We start from the raw sequence: 16,262 nt of genomic DNA, 5'->3' as shown, positions 1-16,262 counted from the left end.
TTCTTTCGCGCCCCACGAACGGACTGCCCTGCTCAGGGCGCCAGATCGATCAGGCTGATGCCCCCGAGCACGAGGGCGGCAAGGAACAGCGTCTCGGCCACGATCAGGGCGATGGCGCCGCCGCCGACCTGGATGATGTTGCGCAGGTCGGTCTTCATGCCCACCGCGGCGATGGCCGCGAGCAGCGCCCAGCTCGAGATCCGCGCCAGCACCTGGCCGAGGCCCGCGGGGATGAGTTCGAAGGAGTTCAGCGCCGCCAGCACCAGAAAGCCAAGCACGAAACCCGGGATGAGCGGCGGGCGCTTGCCCCCGGTCACGGCGCCGCGCGGCTGCGAGAGCGCGATCACCACCACCACGGGGGCGAGGAAGGAGACCCGGATGAGCTTGACCAGCGTCGAGGTCTCGCCGGCGGTCTCGGAGATCGAGAAGCCCGCGCCCACCACCTGCGCCACGTCATGCACGGTGCCGCCGATGAAGGCCCCGGCGGTGAGATCGTCAAAGCCCAGCGAGCGGGTGAGGATCGGGTAGAGGATCATCGCCGCGGTCGAGAGCACGGTGACGCCGAGCACGGTGAACAGCAGGTCTCGTTCCGAGCGCTCGTCTTTTGGCAGGACCGCCGCGATCGCCATCGCCGCCGAGGCGCCGCAGATCGCCACAGCGCCAGCGGTCAGCACGGCGAAGCGGCTGCGCTGACCGATCAGCCGCGCCAGCCCGATGCCGAAGAGGATCGTGAGACCCACCCCCGCCACCAGTAGCGCGATCATGCTCCAGCCGAGCGACAGCAGCATCTCGACGCTGATCCGTGCGCCCAGCACCGCCACGCCGAAGCGCAGAACGGTGCGGGCGGTGAAGGAGATGCCGGGGGCGGTGGGGCCCTCGTCGCCCAGGAAGTTGAGCGCGATGCCGAAGAGAAGCGCCATCAGCATCGCCGGGGCACCGTAATGCTCGGCCACGAATTGCGCCGCGAGCGCCACGAGGATCGAAACCATGACCCCGGGAAAATGGTCCTTGAGGCGGCCGGCCAGACGCGGGCCGGACGTCAGGGCTCCAAAGCTCTCGCGCATGGGGTCAGCCGGGCCGGTCGATCATGTCGGCAGCATCGATCCCGGCCACCTCGACCGGCTTTTTCATCGCGTCGCGGCGGAAGGGCTCGCCCAGTTCCTGGTTGATCATCGCCTCGATCAGCGTGGTGGTACCGGTCTCCATCTGCTCCCGGATGGCGGTGTTCAGCGCTTGGGTGAGCTCCTCCATCGTGCGCGCGACCACGCCCTTCAGGCCGCAGGCCTTGGCGATGCCGGCATAGCTCACCTGCGTGTCGAGCTCGGTGCCGACGAAATTGTCGTCGAACCATAGCGTCGAGTTCCGCTTCTCGGCGCCCCACTGGTAGTTGCGAAAGACGATCTGGGTGATCGCCGGCCATTCGCCGCGGCCAATGGCGGTGAGTTCGTTGACCGCGATGCCAAAGGCGCCGTCGCCGGCAAAGCCCACCACCGGCACGTCGGGGCAGCCGATCTTGGCGCCGACGATGGCCGGCAAGCCATAGCCGCAGGGGCCGAAGAGGCCGGGAGCGAGGTATTTCCGCCCCGCCTCGAAGGCCGGGTAGGCGTTGCCGATGGCGCAGTTGTTGCCGATGTCCGACGAGATGATCGCGTCGGTGGGCAGGGCGGACTGGATCGCGCGCCACGCCATGCGCGGGCTCATCCAGTCGGGCTTGTCGGCGCGGGCGCGCTGGTTCCACGTCGTGCCGGGGTCGTCGTCCTCGTGGTCCATCGACGAAAGCTGCTGCGCCCATTTCGACTTCGTCTCGGCGATCCGCGCTTTTCGGGCCTCGCGGCCTGTGTCGCCGGCGCTGTCCGACAGCTGCGCGAGGATGCCGCGGGCGACCTTGGTGGCATCGCCCACGATGCCCACGCTGACCGTCTTGGTCAGGCCGATGCGGTCTGGGTTGATGTCGACCTGGATGATCTTGGCATCCTGCGGCCAGTAATCGATGCCATAGCCGGGCAGGGTGGAGAACGGGTTCAGGCGGGTGCCGAGGCAGAGCACCACGTCGGCCCCGGCGATCAGCTCCATGCCGGCCTTGGACCCGTTGTAGCCCAGCGGGCCGGCAAACAGCGGATGCGAGCCGGGGAAGGCGTCGTTGTGCTGGTAGCCGACGCAGACCGGCGCATCGAGGCGCTCGGCCAGCGCCATCGAGGCACGAATGCCGCCGTCGCTCAGCACCACGCCTGCGCCGTTCAGGATCACAGGGGTCTTTGCCTCGGAGAGCAGCGCCGCGGCGCGGCTGACCGAGCTCTCGCCGCCGGGGGACAGCTCGAACTCCATCGGCTCGGGCAGCTCGATATCGACGACCTGGGTCCACATGTCGCGCGGAATGTTGAGCTGGGCCGGCGCCGAGAGCCGCTGGGCCTTGGCGATCACGCGGGTCAGCACCTCGGCCACACGCGTCGGATCACGGACCTCTTCCTGGTAGGCGACCATGTCCTCGAAGAGCTTCATCTGCTCGACTTCCTGGAAGCCGCCCTGACCAATTGTCTTGTTCGCGGCCTGCGGCGTGACCAGCAGGAGCGGCGTGTGGTTCCAGTAGGCGGTCTTCACCGCGGTGACGAAATTGGTGATGCCGGGGCCGTTCTGGGCGATCATCATCGACATCTTGCCGGTGGCGCGGGTGTAGCCGTCGGCCATCATGCCCGCCGAGCCTTCGTGCGCGCAGTCCCAGAAGGTGATGCCGGCCTTCGGAAACAGGTCCGAGATCGGCATCATGGCCGAGCCGATAATGCCGAAGGCATGGCGAATGCCGTGCCGCTGCAGAACCTTCACGAAGGCTTCCTCGGTTGTCATCTTCATGCGCGTCGCTCCCCCCGGGCGTTGGACGGTGAACCGTCATCTCTCTGTCTGGTACGGTGTCTCAGATCGCGAGATCCGGGAAAGGTCAGCCATCCCGGACCTTGGACCCGCCGCATCTCGTGCTCAACAAGCCGGGACGCGCGGAAAATGATACTCCTCGTCTCATTTGGTAGTCAGTCGCTCTGGACGCGTCAACGCGCCTTGCGCAGGGGCCGCACACCGCCGGAGGCTCGGCTTGACTTGCGAGAGGGCACATTCGGGGCAAGGCAGGTCGCGGTGGTGCGAACGGGAAAAATCCCATGGATTGAAAGGGATGGGCGAAGGGGCGCCTGAAGCGCGCGGTTGTCGCCGAACTGGCCCGCGTCCGAGAGCCGGCCCGCGCTCGCAGTATGAGCACCCGCAAGGGCCGGGGCGCGGTCTCGTCAGTACAGGTCCACCCGGTGTGCTTGGCTGTCAGTCCGGCTGACGAAAAGCTGTTGCGGCTCGGAATGGTTCCATGACATTGACGCGGCCCGCCGTGGCCTTTCGTAGCGCTTCCGGTGTCTTGATTGATTTTGATAGGAGGCCCACAGTTGCCAGGACAGCCCGAGAACGAGAGGCGATCGTGCCAGACATGCTGACAATCACAAGCGGGGGCGACCTGCGCACCCTGCTTCAGGACGCCGATCTCGGGAAGCTGCACCTTGCGCTCGACGAGGGCGAGGGCACGTCCGCCTTCGCGTTGCTCGACACGTTCGACGCGCAGGTCGCGGCGGCGGGTCTGCTGCTGGTACTGACGGATGCGGGGCTGCACCTGCTGGGCGGGACCGAGGCACTGGTGCAGGAGCGCGCCGAGCCCGACTTCATCGCGCAGATGCCCGCCGGCCCGGTGACCAAGCGCCTGTCCGGCATCGTCTCGCCGCTGCGCACGTTGATGACCGTGGCCGAAGGCACGCTCTCGCGGCACGGGCTGCGGGTGCTCGACGACAACGAGAAGACCCACCTGCGCGGCACGCTCTGGGTGCTCGACGCTGGCAAGGCGGGGGCGGTCTCGGTCTCGGCGCTGACGCCGTTGCGCGGCTATGACAAGACGCTCGGCAAGGTCAAGGCGGCGCTGTCCGCGGCGGCCGGCAAGGGCAAGGTCGGCACCATGCTCGAGGCCAGCGCCGCGCTGCGCGGCGAGGATCCGGCGCTGATCGGCAAGACCCGCATCGTGATGTCGGCGGATGAAAAGGCCTTCAAGGCCGCCAATGACATCATCCGCGCCCAGCTTGTCGCCGCCCGGCGGCAGGAAGACGGCATCGGTGCCGATCTCGACAGCGAGTTCCTGCATGAATACCGCGTCGCCCTGCGCCGCGTCCGCTCGGTGATCTCGCTGTTCAAGGGCGTCTACGACGAGAAGCAGACTGCCGATCTCAAGGCCCGGTTCGGCGCCATCATGGCGCGCACCGGCCGGCTGCGCGATCTCGACGTCTACCTGATCGAGCGTGACCGCTATCTCGCGCTGGTGCCCGAAGGTTTCCGGCCCGGCATCGGCAAGCTCTTTGACATGTTCGCCGCACAGCGCGACCTCGAGCACGCCAAGCTGACCGCCTATCTCGACAGCAAGGCCTACGAGAAGGAAATGGCCAGGCTCGAGAAGCTGTTCGACAAGACCAAGGCGCTGTCGAAAGGGCCCGAGGCCAACCGCCACGCGCTCGACTACGCCAAGGCACTGATCTGGAAGCGCTACCGCAAGGTCTGCAAGATCGCCCGAGGCATCGACGAAGCGACGCCGGACGAGCAGGTTCATGAGCTGCGCATCGAGTGCAAGAAGCTGCGCTACCTGATGGAGTTCTTCGCGCCCCTGTTCGGCGATGCCGAGGTGCGCAAGCTGATCAAGGCGCTGAAGAAGCTTCAGGACAACCTTGGCAACTTCAACGACTACTCGGTGCAGCAGGCCGCCCTCCAGGAGCAGGCCGATGCGCTCGCCGGCAGCTCTGAGCCGGACACGGTCGAGATCGCCACCGGCATTGGTGGCCTGGTCACCGTGCTCCACAACAAGCAGCTCGAAGAGCGCGCCCGCGTCACCGCCTCCTTCGCGGCGTTCGACAGCGAGGAGACGCAGGCGCAGTTCCGCACGCTCTTCAAACCCGAAGGAGAGGCGAAGAAATGAAGATCGTCGCGTGCTATTCCAACAAGGGCGGCGTCGGCAAGACCGCCAGCGCGGTGAACATCGCCTACGGGCTGGCCAAGGCCGGCCAGCGCGTGCTGCTCTGCGATCTTGATCCGCAGGGGGCCTCGGGCTTCTACTTTCGCGTCAAGCCGTCGAAGAAGTTGACCGACGAGCGGTTCTTCACCGATGTGAAGCGCTTCACCAGCGCCATCCGGGGTAGCGATTTCGACAATCTCGATATCCTGCCCGCGAACATGAGCTTTCGGGATTTCGACGTCTTCCTGTCGCGCATGAAGAACTCGCGCTCGCGGCTGAAGAAGGCGCTGAAAAGCGTCGACAAGGATTACGACGTGGTGCTGCTCGATTGCCCGCCGAATATCTCGACCTTGTCGGAGAACGTGTTCAAGAGCGCCGACGCGATCCTCGTGCCGGTGATCCCGACGACCCTGTCCGAGCGGACCTTCGAGCAGCTTCTCGCCTTCTTCGACGAGAATGGGCTGCCGAAGAAGAAGATCCTCGGCTTCTTCTCTATGGTGCAGGGCACCAAGAAGCTGCATTCCGAGACCGTCGCGGCCATGCGCAAGGAATACGGCAAGCGGCTGCTCGACGTCGCGGTGCCGTTCAGCTCCGAGGTCGAGAAAATGGGCGTGCATCGCGCGCCGGTGGGCACCTTTGCCCGGAACAACGCGGCAGTGAAGGGATATGACCTGCTGTGCAAGGAACTGCTGGAGCGTCTATGACCGACAACCCCGTTGAAATCGAACGCAAGTTTCTGGTGGCGGAGCTGCCATCGCTGGACGGCGTCGACAGCAAGAAGATCCGGCAGGGCTATGTCACGGAGCCGTCGGACTCGGTGCAGGTGCGACTGCGCCAGAAGGGCAAGAAGTTCTTCATCACGGTGAAGGGCAAGGGCAAGATGATGCGCTCCGAGCGCGAGAGCGAGATCGACGCCGCCACGTTCGACCGGCTCTGGCCCGCCACAGGTGACCGCTGCATCGCCAAGACCCGGTGGACCGGTCTGCTCGAGGACGGGCGCACCTTCGAGCTCGACCTGTTCGACGACCGCGACCTGCGTCTGGTCGAGGTGGAGTTCCAGAGCGTCGAAGAGGCCGAGGCCTTCGTGCCGCCGGCGTGGTTCGGCGAGGATGTGACCGGCAACCCGTCTTATTCCAACAACGTGCTGGCCAGCGGCGGGGTCGGGGTCGCCTGAGTGCTCCGCGGCCCCCGGAATGGGCTGTCGAAAACGACAAGCGCCGCGATGGTCCCATCGCGGCGCTTTCTTGTTCTCGGGCAGGTTTGCTCTGCGCAGCCTCACTCGGTGGGGCTGAGGCCCCTCAGGACATCGTCCTTGCCCAGCTGGCCGACGAGTTGGCCGTTTTCAGTGACGCCCACCGGTGCGTCGCTGCCCAGAAGCGTGTCGAAGCCATCGCGCACGAGGCTGTCGGCCTCGATGGTGCGGCTCGGGCTGGTGGTCAGCGGGGTCATCAGGTCCCGCGCCCGCAGAACGCCGAGCGGGTTCATATGCTGCACGAACTCTGCCACGTACTCGTTGCGCGGATCGGTGAAGATGTCCTGCGGCGCGCCGCTCTGGACGATCCGGCCGCCCTCCATGATCGAGATGTGGTTGCCGAGCTTGAAGGCCTCGTCGAGATCGTGGCTGACGAACAGGATGGTGCGCTTGAGCCGCTCCTGCAGTTCGAGAAGCTCGTCCTGCAGCTTGGTGCGGATCAGCGGGTCGAGGGCCGAGAACGGCTCGTCCATCAGCAGGATCGGCGCCTGCGTGGCGAAGGCACGGGCCAGGCCCACGCGCTGCTGCATGCCGCCCGAGAGCTCGCTGACCTTGTTGTCGGCCCAGTCGGCCAGACCGACCAGCGCGAGCTGCTCCTCGACGCGGTCACGCGCCTCCTTGCCCTTCATGCCCGAAAGCTCGAGGCCAAGGCCCACATTCTCGCGCACCGAGCGCCACGGCAGCAGGCCGAACTGCTGGAAGACCATGGCGACGTTGTGCATGCGGATCCGCCGCAAGGTGGCGGCGTCGCAATGGGTGACGTCGACCATCCGGTCGCCGTCATTGACCTCGACCTTGCCGCGCACCACCGGGTTGAGCCCGTTGACCGCGCGCAAAAGCGTCGACTTGCCCGAGCCCGAAAGGCCCATGAGCACGTGGATCTCGCCCTGCTGGACCTCGAGGTTGCAGTTGTGCACGCCCAGAACCTGGTCCGTCGCGGTCTGGATTTCGGCGCGGTCCTTGCCCTCGTCCATCAGGGGCAGGGCGCGCTTTGGGCGATCGCCGAAGACGATCGAGACGTTGTCGATATTGACGGCGGTGCTCATTTGCGGCCTCCGACGTTGAGGATGCGGTCGAGCATGATGGCGACCACCACGATGACGAAGCCGGATTCAAAGCCGAGCGCCGTGTTCACCTGGTTGAGCGCGCGAACGACCGGCACCCCGAGTCCGTCTGCACCGACCAGCGCCGCGACGACGACCATGGAGAGCGACAGCATGATGGTCTGGTTCAGACCGGCCATGATCTGCGGCACCGCGTAGGGCAGTTCGACCTTGTAGAGCGTCTGGGTCGGCGTGGCACCGAAGGCGGTGGCCGCCTCGAGCAGCGCCTTGGGCGTCGAGGAGACGCCGAGATAGGTCAGGCGGATCGGCGCGGGCAGCACGAAGATCACCGTGGCGATCAGGCCCGGCACCATGCCGATGCCAAAGAACACGATGGCCGGGATCAGGTAGACAAAGGTGGGCAGGGTCTGCATCAGGTCGAGAATCGGGCGCAGGTAGGTATAGACCTTGGGCCGGTGCGCCGCGTAGATGCCGATCGGCACCCCGATGGCCATGCAGACGAGGCAGGACGAGAGCACCAGCGTCAGGCTTTCGGTGGTCTCCTCCCAGTAATCCTGATTGAGGATGAAGAGGAAGCCCGCGAACACGAACAGCGCGGTCTTCCAGTTGCGCTGCAGCGCGTAGGTGACGGCGACGAAGGTCAGGATGACGATGAGCTCGGGCGGCTCCTGCAGGATCCAGAGGATCGCGTCGATCATCGCTTCCATGAAGGTGGAGAGGGCATCAAGGACAACTTCTCCGTTGTCCCGAACCCATTCGAAGACGGCACTGGCCGCGTCGCCTACGGGAATCTTGTAATCGGTCAGCCACTGCACGGCGCCGGGTCCCCCTTGGGTTTTATTTTTTGAAATTTGCGAGGCCCGTCAGAGGGCCGGGGCAGGGGCGTCGCCCGCGCGCGGTCGCGCGGACGACGCAAAGGCCTTACATCCCCAGATGGCCTTTCACCGCGGCGACCGCATCGCCACCGTCAACGGTGGTCACACCGTCGAGCCAGGTGTCGAGAACGTCGACGTTGTCTTTCAGCCACGCTTCGGTGGCATCGGCCGGGTCGGCGCCATCGTCGAGGATCTGACCCATGATCATGTTTTCCATGTCGAGGGTGAAATCCATGTTCGAGAACAGCGTGCCGAGGTTCGGGCACTCTTCCGAGAACCCGGCGCGGGTCACGGTGTGCACCACGCCTTCGCCACCGAAGAAGTCCTCGCCGCCCGGCAGGTACTTCAGGTCGAAGTTGGCGTTCATCGGGTGCGGTTCCCAGCCAAGGAAGACGACGGGCTCCTCGTCCTTGTAGTAGCGGGCGACCTGCGCCAGCATGCCCTGCTCGGAGCTTTCGACCACGTCGAACTCGCCAAGGCCGAACTTGTCTTCCTCGGTCAGGCTCACGAGATAGGCGTTGCCCTCGTTGCCCGGCTCGATGCCGTAGATCTTCTCGTCGAGCTCGTCGGCGAACTTGGCGATGTCGGCATAGCTCTGCAGGCCGGCCTCATAGGCGTAGGTCGGGGTCGCGAGCGTGTACTTGGTGCCCTCGAGGTTGACGTTGATCTGCTCGATCTCGCCGCTGTCGAGATAGGGCTGGATGGCGCCGCTCTGGGCCGGCATCCAGTTGCCGAGGAACACGTCCACGTCATCGCTTTCCAGCGAGGCGAAGGTCACCGGCACCGACAGGACCTTCACGTCAACTTCGTAGCCGAGGCCCTCGAGCACGTGCTTGGCGGCAGCGGTGGTGGTGGTGATGTCGGTCCAGCCCACGTCGGACATCGAGACGGCGTCGCAGTCGGCAAAGGCCGCGCCCGCGCCCGCGGCAGTGAGTGCGATGGCCGAGATTGCTGTGCGGAGTTTCATGTAGTTTCCCCTGTGCTTTTGGTTGCGCGTTTTATTGATTGACCAGTCAAACAGTGCCTGATTATCTGAGCATTGCAACCCTTTTTCTGAGAAAGGCCCGCGATGTCCGCGCAGGCACACCGTCGAACGCAACTTATCGAGGCAACGATTCACGAGATCGGTGCGACCGGTACGTTGTCGGTCACCGTTGGCCAGATCGCCAAGCGCGCAGGCGTGTCTCCGGCGCTGGCGTTTCACTATTTCGGCGACAAGGATCGACTGTTTCTGGCCTCGATGCGGCACATCCTCTCGTCCTACGGGGAGGATGTGCGCGCCGCCCTGACAGGGGTCGAATCGCCCCGTGAACGGCTCGAGGCGGTGATTCGTGCCAGCTTCAGCGAGTCGAACTTCCGCCACGACGTGATCGCGGCATGGCTGAATTTCTACGTTCTCGCCCATCGCTCCTCCGAGGCCCAGCGGCTTCTGGTGGTCTATCACAGACGGTTGCACTCGAACCTGACACGTGACTTGCGGCCGCTCGCGGGCGACGCCGCAGCGCCCGGGATCGCCCGACGCATAGCGGCGCTGATCGACGGGATCTACCTGCGCTACGCGCATTTCCCCTCCAACGAGCCCGAGCAGAACGCCTCGGCCCACGTGCTCGCCGCACTGGACAACGAATTGAAGGCTCTCGCATGACCCGACCGAACATCCTCATCCTGATGGTGGACCAGCTCAACGGCACCTTCTTCCCGGACGGTCCCGCCGACTGGCTGCACACCCCGAACCTCAAGAAGCTGGCGGCCCGCTCTGTGCGCTTCCGCAACTGCTACACCGCCTCGCCGCTCTGCGCGCCCGGGCGGGCGAGCTTCATGTCGGGCGAGCTGCCCTCGGTCACCGGCGTCTATGACAACGCGGCCGAGTTCCCCTCCGATTTGCCGACCTACGCCCACCATCTTCGCCGGGCAGGGTATCACACCTGCCTGTCGGGCAAGATGCATTTTGTCGGTCCCGACCAGATGCACGGCTTCGAGGAGCGCCTGACCACCGACATCTACCCGGCCGATTTCGGCTGGACGCCCGACTACCGCAAGCCCGGCGAGCGCATCGACTGGTGGTATCACAACATGGGCTCGGTCACCGGCTCGGGCGTGGCCGAGATCTCGAACCAGATGGAATATGACGACGAGGTCGCCTACCACGCCACCCGCAAGGTCTATGACCTCGGCCGCCGCAAGGATGACCGCCCGTGGTGCCTGACGGTGAGCTTCACCCACCCGCACGACCCCTATGTTGCGCGGCGCAAGTACTGGGATCTCTACGAGGATTGCGAGCACCTGCTGCCCGAGGTGGGTGATCTCGGCTACGAGAACCAGGACAAGCACTCGAAGCGCATCTTCGACGCCAATGACTGGCGCAGCTTCGACATCACCGAGGAAGACATCCGCCGGTCGCGTCAGGCCTATTTCGCCAACATCTCCTATCTCGACGACAAGATCGGCGAGATCCTGGAGGCGCTGGAAGGCACCCGGCAGGATCAGGACACCATCATCCTCTTCGTCTCCGATCACGGCGACATGCTGGGTGAGCGCGGGTTGTGGTTCAAGATGAGCTTCTTCGAAGGCTCCTCGCGCGTGCCGATGATGATCTCGGCCCCGGGGCTCGAGCCCGGTCTCTGCGAGATGCCGGTCAGCAATATCGACGTCTGTCCGACGGTCTGCGATCTCGCCGGCGTCAGCATGGACGAGGTTATGCCCTGGACCGCCGGCGAGACGCTGGTGCCTGTCGCCAAGGGCGCGCCGCGCGGGCCGGTGGCGATCGAGTACGCCGCCGAGGCGTCCTATGCGCCGCTCGTCGCGCTGCGCGAGGGCGACTGGAAATACACCCGCTGCAGCCTCGATCCCGAGCAGCTTTTCGATCTCGCGAACGACCCGCACGAACTGACCAACCTCGCAGAGGATCCGGCCCATGCCGATACGCTGGCCCGGTTCCGCGCCATGGCCGACGCGCGCTGGGATCTCGAGCGCTTCGATGCCGAGGTCCGCAAGAGCCAGGCCAAGCGCTGGGTGGTCTACGAGAGCCTGCGCAACGGCGCCTACTACCCGTGGGACTACCAGCCGCTGCAGAAGGCCAGCGACCGCTTCATGCGCAACCACATGGATTTGAACGTGGTCGAGGAAAACGCCCGCTACCCGCGCGGCGAATGACCTGACGACAAGGAAAGACCGATGACTTACGAAATTCAGCCCGCCGGGAGCCACTATATCGGCGGCGCCTATGTCGAGGACACCGCCGGCGCCGAGATCCCGGTGATCTACGCCGCCACCGGCGAGCGCATCGCCACGCTGCACGCCGCAACGCCCGCCATCGTCGAGCAGGCGCTCGTTGCCGCCGAGAAGGCGCAGGCCGAATGGGCCAAGCTCTCCCCGCGCGAGCGGGGCCGGGTGCTGACCCGCGCCGCGGCGATCATGCGCGAGCGCAACCACGACCTGTCGGTTCTGGAAACCTACGACACCGGCAAGCCGCTGCAGGAAACACTGGTGGCCGACGCCACCTCCGGTTCGGACGCGCTCGAGTATTTCGGCGGCCTTGCCGCCAGCCTCACCGGTGAGCATATCCCGCTCGGCGAGGACTGGGTCTACACGATCCGCGAGCCGCTCGGCGTCTGCGTCGGCATCGGCGCGTGGAACTACCCCACGCAGATCGCCTGCTGGAAGGCCGCCCCGGCGCTGGCCTGTGGCAACGCGATGGTGTTCAAGCCCTCCGAAACCACCCCGCTCTGCGCCCTCAAGGTGGCCGAGATCCTGACCGAGGCCGGCGCGCCGGCGGGCCTGTTCAACGTCGTGCAGGGCATGGGCGAGGTCGGCGCCTCGCTGGTCACCGACAGCCGCGTTGCCAAGGTCTCGCTTACCGGCTCGGTGCCGACCGGGCGCAAGGTCTATGCCGCCGCCGCAGATGGCATGAAGCACGTCACCATGGAGCTTGGCGGCAAGTCCCCGATGCTGGTCTTCGATGACGCCGATATCGACAACGCCGTGGGTGGCGCGATCCTCGGCAACTTCTATTCCTCCGGCCAGATCTGCTCGAACGGCACCCGCGTCTTCGTGCAGAAGGGCATCAAGGAGGCTTTCCTCGCCCGCTTGAGCGAGCGCCTGAAGGGCGCGGTGATCGGCGATCCGCTCGACGAGGCGACGAGCTTCGGCCCGATGGTCTCCGAGCAGCAGATGACCATCGTGCAGGGCTTCATCGAGAAGGGCGTGGCCGAGGGCGCTCGCCTTGTCGCCGGTGGCAAACGCATCGATCGCGACGGATGGTATCTTGAGCCCACGGTGTTTGCCGATGTCACCGACGACATGACCATCGCCCGGGAAGAGATCTTTGGCCCGGTGATGAGCGTGCTCGATTTCGACACCGAGGAAGAGGCCATCGCCCGTGCCAACGCCACCGAGTACGGTCTGTCCGCCGGGGTCTTCACCTCCGATCTCAGCCGCGGTCATCGGGTGATCGGCCAGCTGAAGGCGGGCAGCTGCTTCATCAACTCCTACAACGACGCACCGGTCGAGGCGCCGTTCGGCGGCGTGAAGATGTCAGGCGTCGGCCGTGAGAACTCCAAGGCCGCGATCGAGCACTGGAGCCAGATGAAATCCGTCTATGTCCGCATGGGCGACGTGGAGGCACCGTTCTGATGCAAGCCGAATACGTCATTGTCGGCGCTGGCAGCGCCGGCTGCGCCATGGCCTACAGGCTGGCCGAGGCGGGCAAGCGGGTGCTGGTGATCGAGCATGGCGGCACCGATGCCGGCCCGCTGATCCAGATGCCCGGCGCGCTCAGCTACCCGATGAACATGAAGCGCTACGACTGGGGCTTCCAGTCCGAGCCCGAACCGTATCTCGGCGGCCGCCGCCTCGCCACGCCGCGCGGCAAGGTGATCGGCGGCTCGTCCTCGATCAACGGCATGATCTACGTGCGGGGCCATGCGCGCGATTTCGATCACTGGCGCGATCAGGGGGCAGATGGCTGGGGCTATGCCGATGTGCTGCCCTATTACCAGCGGCAGGAAAACTGGCACGATGGCGGCCACGGTGGCGACCCGGCGTGGCGCGGCACCGATGGCCCGCTGCATGTCAGCCGAGGGCGGCGCGACAACCCGCTGACACAGGCCTTCGTCGAGGCCGGCCGCGAGGCGGGCTACCCGGTTACCCCCGATTACAACGGCCACCAGCAGGAGGGCTTCGGCCCATATGACATGACGGTCTGGCAGGGCGAGCGCTTCTCGGCGGCCAAGGCCTATCTGCGCCCGGCGCTCAAGCGCGAGAACTGCGATCTGGTGCGCGCTTTCGCGCGTCGCGTGGTGATCGAGGAGGGCCGGGCGGTCGGCGTCGAGGTCGAGCGTGGCGGCAAGATCGAGGTCATCCGCGCCGAGGCCGAGGTGATCCTCGCGGCGTCGTCGCTGAACTCGCCCAAGCTCTTGATGCTCTCTGGCATCGGCCCGGCGGCGCATCTGGCCGAGCACGGCATCGAACTGGTCGCAGACCGCCCCGGCGTGGGCCAGAACCTGCAGGACCATCTCGAGCTCTATATTCAGGCGGCGGCGAGCCAGCCGGTGAGCCTGTTCAAGTACTGGAACCTGCTCGGCAAGGCCTATGTCGGCGCGCGCTGGCTGTTCTCCAAGACCGGGCCGGGGGCCTCGAACCAATTCGAGAGTGCGGGCTTCATCCGCTCCGAGGCAGGCGTCGACTATCCCGACATCCAGTACCACTTCCTGCCCATCGCGGTGCGTTACGACGGCCAGGTGGCCGCCGAGGGGCACGGCTTTCAGGCCCATGTCGGCCCGATGCGCAGCCCCTCGCGCGGCGAGGTCACCCTGCGCTCGTCGGACCCGAAGGACGCGCCGCGCATTCTGTTCAACTACATGGCGCACGAGAAAGACTGGTCGGATTTCCGCAAATGCATCCGCCTAACGCGCGAGATCTTTGCGCAGGACGCGTTCAAGCCCTACTACAAGCACGAAATCCAGCCGGGCGCGGAGGTTCAGAGCGATGACGAGCTGAACGATTTCATCCGCCAGCATGTCGAAAGCGCCTATCACCCCTGCGGCACGGCCCGCATCGGGCGACGCGACGACCCGATGGCGGTGGTCGATCCCGAGACCCGGGTGATCGGTGTCGAGCGGCTACGGCTCGCCGACAGCTCGATCTTTCCGCGCATCACCAACGGCAACCTCAACGCGCCGTCGATCATGGTGGGCGAGAAGGCCAGCGATCACATTCTCGGCCGCACGCCGTTGCCGCCGAAGAACGATGCGCCATGGATCAACCCGAACTGGGAAAACGCGCAGCGCTGAGCGCAGGGCGCCAAGATTTTTCGTACGAAAAATCTTGGCGCAAAGAAAATTCGCAGAATTTTCTTCGGCGCGCCGTTCAGGCGGTCTTCTCGTAGGGGATCTGGCGCGCCAGCCAGCAGCCGAGCCGCGCGCCACTGACCGAGCCATCCTCGCGGCGGGTCACGATCAGTGTCCAGTCGCCGGGGGCAGGGGCGTCCATCGCCCGGCGTGTCGCCAGCCGCCAGACATCCCTCGCCAGCGGCGCCATGCGCTCGAAACGGCCCGTGCCGAGCAGCCCGTCGAACCGGGCATAGACGCCACCGTCGCGCGCCTCGATCTGCATCTCCGCCTCGAGCTCTTCCGAGCGGTAGCGCCCGGCGATCTCGCGGCCATCGGCGGTGTCGATCGGCACCAGAGGCGTGAGCGCCCGGATGGTGTTCTCGCCCGGGCGCGCCATCGCGAGCCCCGCGCCATCGCGGGTGATCCTGACACCGGCGGCTGCAAGCGCGCCGTCCTGGCCAGCCTCGGTCGGCTGCGGTCCGACCGCGTAGCCCAGCTCGACCGTACGCCGCCCGGTCTTGAGCGTGGCGGTCAGCCCGCGCGCCTCGTCGAGCCAGAGCCCATCCCACTCCTCGGCGATGAAGGTCGGCTCGGACGCAGGCGTGCCCATCGCCGCGCGTGCCACCATCTCTGCCGCGCCGTGGGCGTCGGCCTCGTGGTTGAACAGCACCACCACCGAAAGCCGCTCCGAGCGCGCGTTGAGCCGGTGGGCCCGGAACCCGCGCAGCGCGCCGGCATGGCCGGTGAAGGCCACGCCGCCGATGGTTTCGTGTGACAGCCCGTAGCCATATTGCGCCGGTGTGCCGTCGACGAAGCGAGGCGGCTCGGAGAGCCGGCGGTAGAGGCTCTGCGGGTCCTCGCGTTCGGCGTCGATCCACGCCTCATAGGCCAGCATGTCATCGAGCGACGACGAGATGCCGGCATCGCCGATCCAGAAGATGCCATTGTCGGCGGGGAAGAAACCGGTGGCGTCGCTGCCCTCGTATCCGATCACGCCGTCTTCCGGCTGTCGCGTGTCCGAGGTCAGCACCGCCGTCGTCATCCCCGCAGGCTCCCAGATATGGCGGCGGTAGAGATCGGGCAGGGCCTGTCCGGTCTCGCTCTCGATGATCTCGGAAATGATGCGGAAATTGCAGTTGCAGTAGGAATACTCGCTTCCGGGAGTGAAATGCCCGGTCTTCATCCGGGCAAGCAGCGGCAGCGCGTGCTCGCGGGCAAAGGTCTGCTCGGCCAGCCCGCCTTGCAGCACGGTCAGTGCCCAGTAGTCGCGAAGCCCGGACTGGTTGTCGCAAAGCTGGCGCAGGGTCGGCATCGGGCCTTCGTAGCGCGGCAGGAACTCGGCAACGCGGGCGTCGTACTGCTCGGGTTCGCCGAGGGCCGCCAGCAGCACGCCGCAGGTGAACTGCTTCGAGATCGAGCAGATCGGCATCCGGGTCGCGACGGTGAGCGGAGCGCCTGCGTCGAGATCGGCGTACCCCCAGGCGCGGCTGGCGACGATCTTGCCGTCCTTCACCACGCCAACAAGGCCGCCGGGGCCGGGAAAGGCCTTGGGCAGGGCGTCGAGCGTGGTTTCGAGCGCGGCAAGGTCGATGGCTGTCATGGCAAGAGGTCCTTGGGATCGGTCATTCGGCCGTGGAAACGGGCCGTTTTGTGGGAGATGCGCCAAGGCGTAGCGAAGCGGATGATGACGTGGAAGCCATGGCGCCGGAAAACGGCTCTTGCGCC

Annotated in this window: 13 protein-coding genes; 7 read left to right on the top strand and 6 right to left on the bottom strand. The window is 66.0% G+C overall.

The window, feature by feature from the left end; all coding sequences use genetic code 11:
* Window positions 1–32: 32 nt before the first annotated feature.
* On the bottom strand, window positions 33–1,064 hold the full coding sequence (locus tag JF542_RS18495; RefSeq protein ID WP_207076927.1) for a YeiH family protein: 1,032 nt from the start codon (window positions 1,062–1,064) through the stop codon (window positions 33–35).
* Window positions 1,065–1,068: 4 nt separating this feature from the next.
* Entirely contained in the window at window positions 1,069–2,847 is a 1,779-nt protein-coding gene (xsc, locus tag JF542_RS18490) for a sulfoacetaldehyde acetyltransferase (protein ID WP_207076926.1), read from the bottom strand.
* A 613-nt stretch (window positions 2,848–3,460) separates the two neighbouring features.
* Between xsc and JF542_RS18485 the strand changes: the two genes are divergently transcribed.
* From JF542_RS18485 to JF542_RS18475, 3 genes are read left to right on the top strand one after another with little or no spacing between them, the layout of a single operon-like run.
* On the top strand, window positions 3,461–4,981 hold the full coding sequence (locus JF542_RS18485; RefSeq protein WP_207076925.1) for a CHAD domain-containing protein: 1,521 nt from the start codon (window positions 3,461–3,463) through the stop codon (window positions 4,979–4,981).
* A complete protein-coding gene (locus JF542_RS18480; protein ID WP_007798763.1) occupies window positions 4,978–5,721 on the top strand; it encodes a ParA family protein in 744 nt (247 codons plus the stop codon). Before JF542_RS18485 ends, JF542_RS18480 begins: the two co-directional genes overlap by 4 nt.
* Entirely contained in the window at window positions 5,718–6,191 is a 474-nt protein-coding gene (locus JF542_RS18475; RefSeq protein ID WP_207076924.1) for a CYTH domain-containing protein, read from the top strand. Before JF542_RS18480 ends, JF542_RS18475 begins: the two co-directional genes overlap by 4 nt.
* A 101-nt stretch (window positions 6,192–6,292) precedes the next feature.
* Here JF542_RS18475 and choV read toward each other — a convergent pair whose 3' ends face one another.
* From choV to choX, 3 genes are all read right to left on the bottom strand, one after another.
* Window positions 6,293–7,315: a choline ABC transporter ATP-binding protein gene (gene choV, locus JF542_RS18470; RefSeq protein WP_007798768.1), complete on the bottom strand. Its 1,023-nt coding sequence runs from the start codon at window positions 7,313–7,315 to the stop codon at window positions 6,293–6,295.
* Window positions 7,312–8,148, bottom strand: a complete 837-nt coding sequence (gene choW, locus JF542_RS18465; RefSeq protein ID WP_207076923.1) for a choline ABC transporter permease subunit — start codon at window positions 8,146–8,148, stop codon at window positions 7,312–7,314. Before choW ends, choV begins: the two co-directional genes overlap by 4 nt.
* A gap of 106 nt (window positions 8,149–8,254) precedes the next feature.
* Entirely contained in the window at window positions 8,255–9,175 is a 921-nt protein-coding gene (gene choX, locus JF542_RS18460) for a choline ABC transporter substrate-binding protein (RefSeq protein WP_007798775.1), read from the bottom strand.
* Between the two features lie 102 nt (window positions 9,176–9,277).
* Here choX and betI point away from each other — a divergent pair, with 102 nt between their 5' ends.
* The 4 genes from betI to betA are packed head-to-tail and all read left to right on the top strand — an operon-like array spanning window position 9,278 to window position 14,498.
* Complete coding sequence (betI, locus tag JF542_RS18455; protein WP_007798778.1) at window positions 9,278–9,853, top strand: choline-binding transcriptional repressor BetI; 576 nt, start codon at window positions 9,278–9,280, stop codon at window positions 9,851–9,853.
* Window positions 9,850–11,361 carry a choline-sulfatase gene (betC, locus tag JF542_RS18450; RefSeq protein WP_207076922.1) on the top strand — a complete coding sequence of 504 codons (1,512 nt, stop codon included), beginning with the start codon at window positions 9,850–9,852 and terminating at the stop codon, window positions 11,359–11,361. The genes betI and betC overlap by 4 nt, the downstream gene beginning before the upstream one ends.
* A 21-nt stretch (window positions 11,362–11,382) precedes the next feature.
* Complete coding sequence (gene betB / locus JF542_RS18445) at window positions 11,383–12,840, top strand: betaine-aldehyde dehydrogenase (protein WP_207076921.1); 1,458 nt, start codon at window positions 11,383–11,385, stop codon at window positions 12,838–12,840.
* Window positions 12,840–14,498: a choline dehydrogenase gene (gene betA, locus JF542_RS18440; RefSeq protein WP_207076920.1), complete on the top strand. Its 1,659-nt coding sequence runs from the start codon at window positions 12,840–12,842 to the stop codon at window positions 14,496–14,498. The genes betB and betA overlap by 1 nt, the downstream gene beginning before the upstream one ends.
* Window positions 14,499–14,574: 76 nt before the next feature.
* On the opposite strand, the gene JF542_RS18435 is transcribed toward betA, so the two are convergent.
* Window positions 14,575–16,137: a D-aminopeptidase gene (locus JF542_RS18435; protein WP_207076919.1), complete on the bottom strand. Its 1,563-nt coding sequence runs from the start codon at window positions 16,135–16,137 to the stop codon at window positions 14,575–14,577.
* Window positions 16,138–16,262: the final 125 nt, after the last annotated feature.

It is taken from the genome of Salipiger bermudensis (assembly GCF_017309175.1).
In the GTDB taxonomy this organism is placed as follows: domain Bacteria; phylum Pseudomonadota; class Alphaproteobacteria; order Rhodobacterales; family Rhodobacteraceae; genus Salipiger; species Salipiger bermudensis.
Note: the sequence above shows the minus strand (reverse complement) of the source record. Positions and strands in the feature narration are given on the sequence as shown.

Bases quoted from the DNA above. Each gene is read 5' to 3' on its own strand.
- betC (WP_207076922.1), top strand. From the start codon at position 9,850: ATGACCCGACCGAACATCCTCATCCTGATGGTGGACCAGCTCAACGGC.
- choV (WP_007798768.1), bottom strand. From the start codon at position 7,315: ATGAGCACCGCCGTCAATATCGACAACGTCTCGATCGTCTTCGGCGAT.
- JF542_RS18495 (WP_207076927.1), bottom strand. From the start codon at position 1,064: ATGCGCGAGAGCTTTGGAGCCCTGACGTCCGGCCCGCGTCTGGCCGGC.
- JF542_RS18435 (WP_207076919.1), bottom strand. From the start codon at position 16,137: ATGACAGCCATCGACCTTGCCGCGCTCGAAACCACGCTCGACGCCCTG.
- betB (WP_207076921.1), top strand. From the start codon at position 11,383: ATGACTTACGAAATTCAGCCCGCCGGGAGCCACTATATCGGCGGCGCC.
- xsc (WP_207076926.1), bottom strand. From the start codon at position 2,847: ATGAAGATGACAACCGAGGAAGCCTTCGTGAAGGTTCTGCAGCGGCAC.
- JF542_RS18485 (WP_207076925.1), top strand. From the start codon at position 3,461: ATGCTGACAATCACAAGCGGGGGCGACCTGCGCACCCTGCTTCAGGAC.
- JF542_RS18480 (WP_007798763.1), top strand. From the start codon at position 4,978: ATGAAGATCGTCGCGTGCTATTCCAACAAGGGCGGCGTCGGCAAGACC.
- JF542_RS18475 (WP_207076924.1), top strand. From the start codon at position 5,718: ATGACCGACAACCCCGTTGAAATCGAACGCAAGTTTCTGGTGGCGGAG.
- choX (WP_007798775.1), bottom strand. From the start codon at position 9,175: ATGAAACTCCGCACAGCAATCTCGGCCATCGCACTCACTGCCGCGGGC.
- betA (WP_207076920.1), top strand. From the start codon at position 12,840: ATGCAAGCCGAATACGTCATTGTCGGCGCTGGCAGCGCCGGCTGCGCC.
- betI (WP_007798778.1), top strand. From the start codon at position 9,278: ATGTCCGCGCAGGCACACCGTCGAACGCAACTTATCGAGGCAACGATT.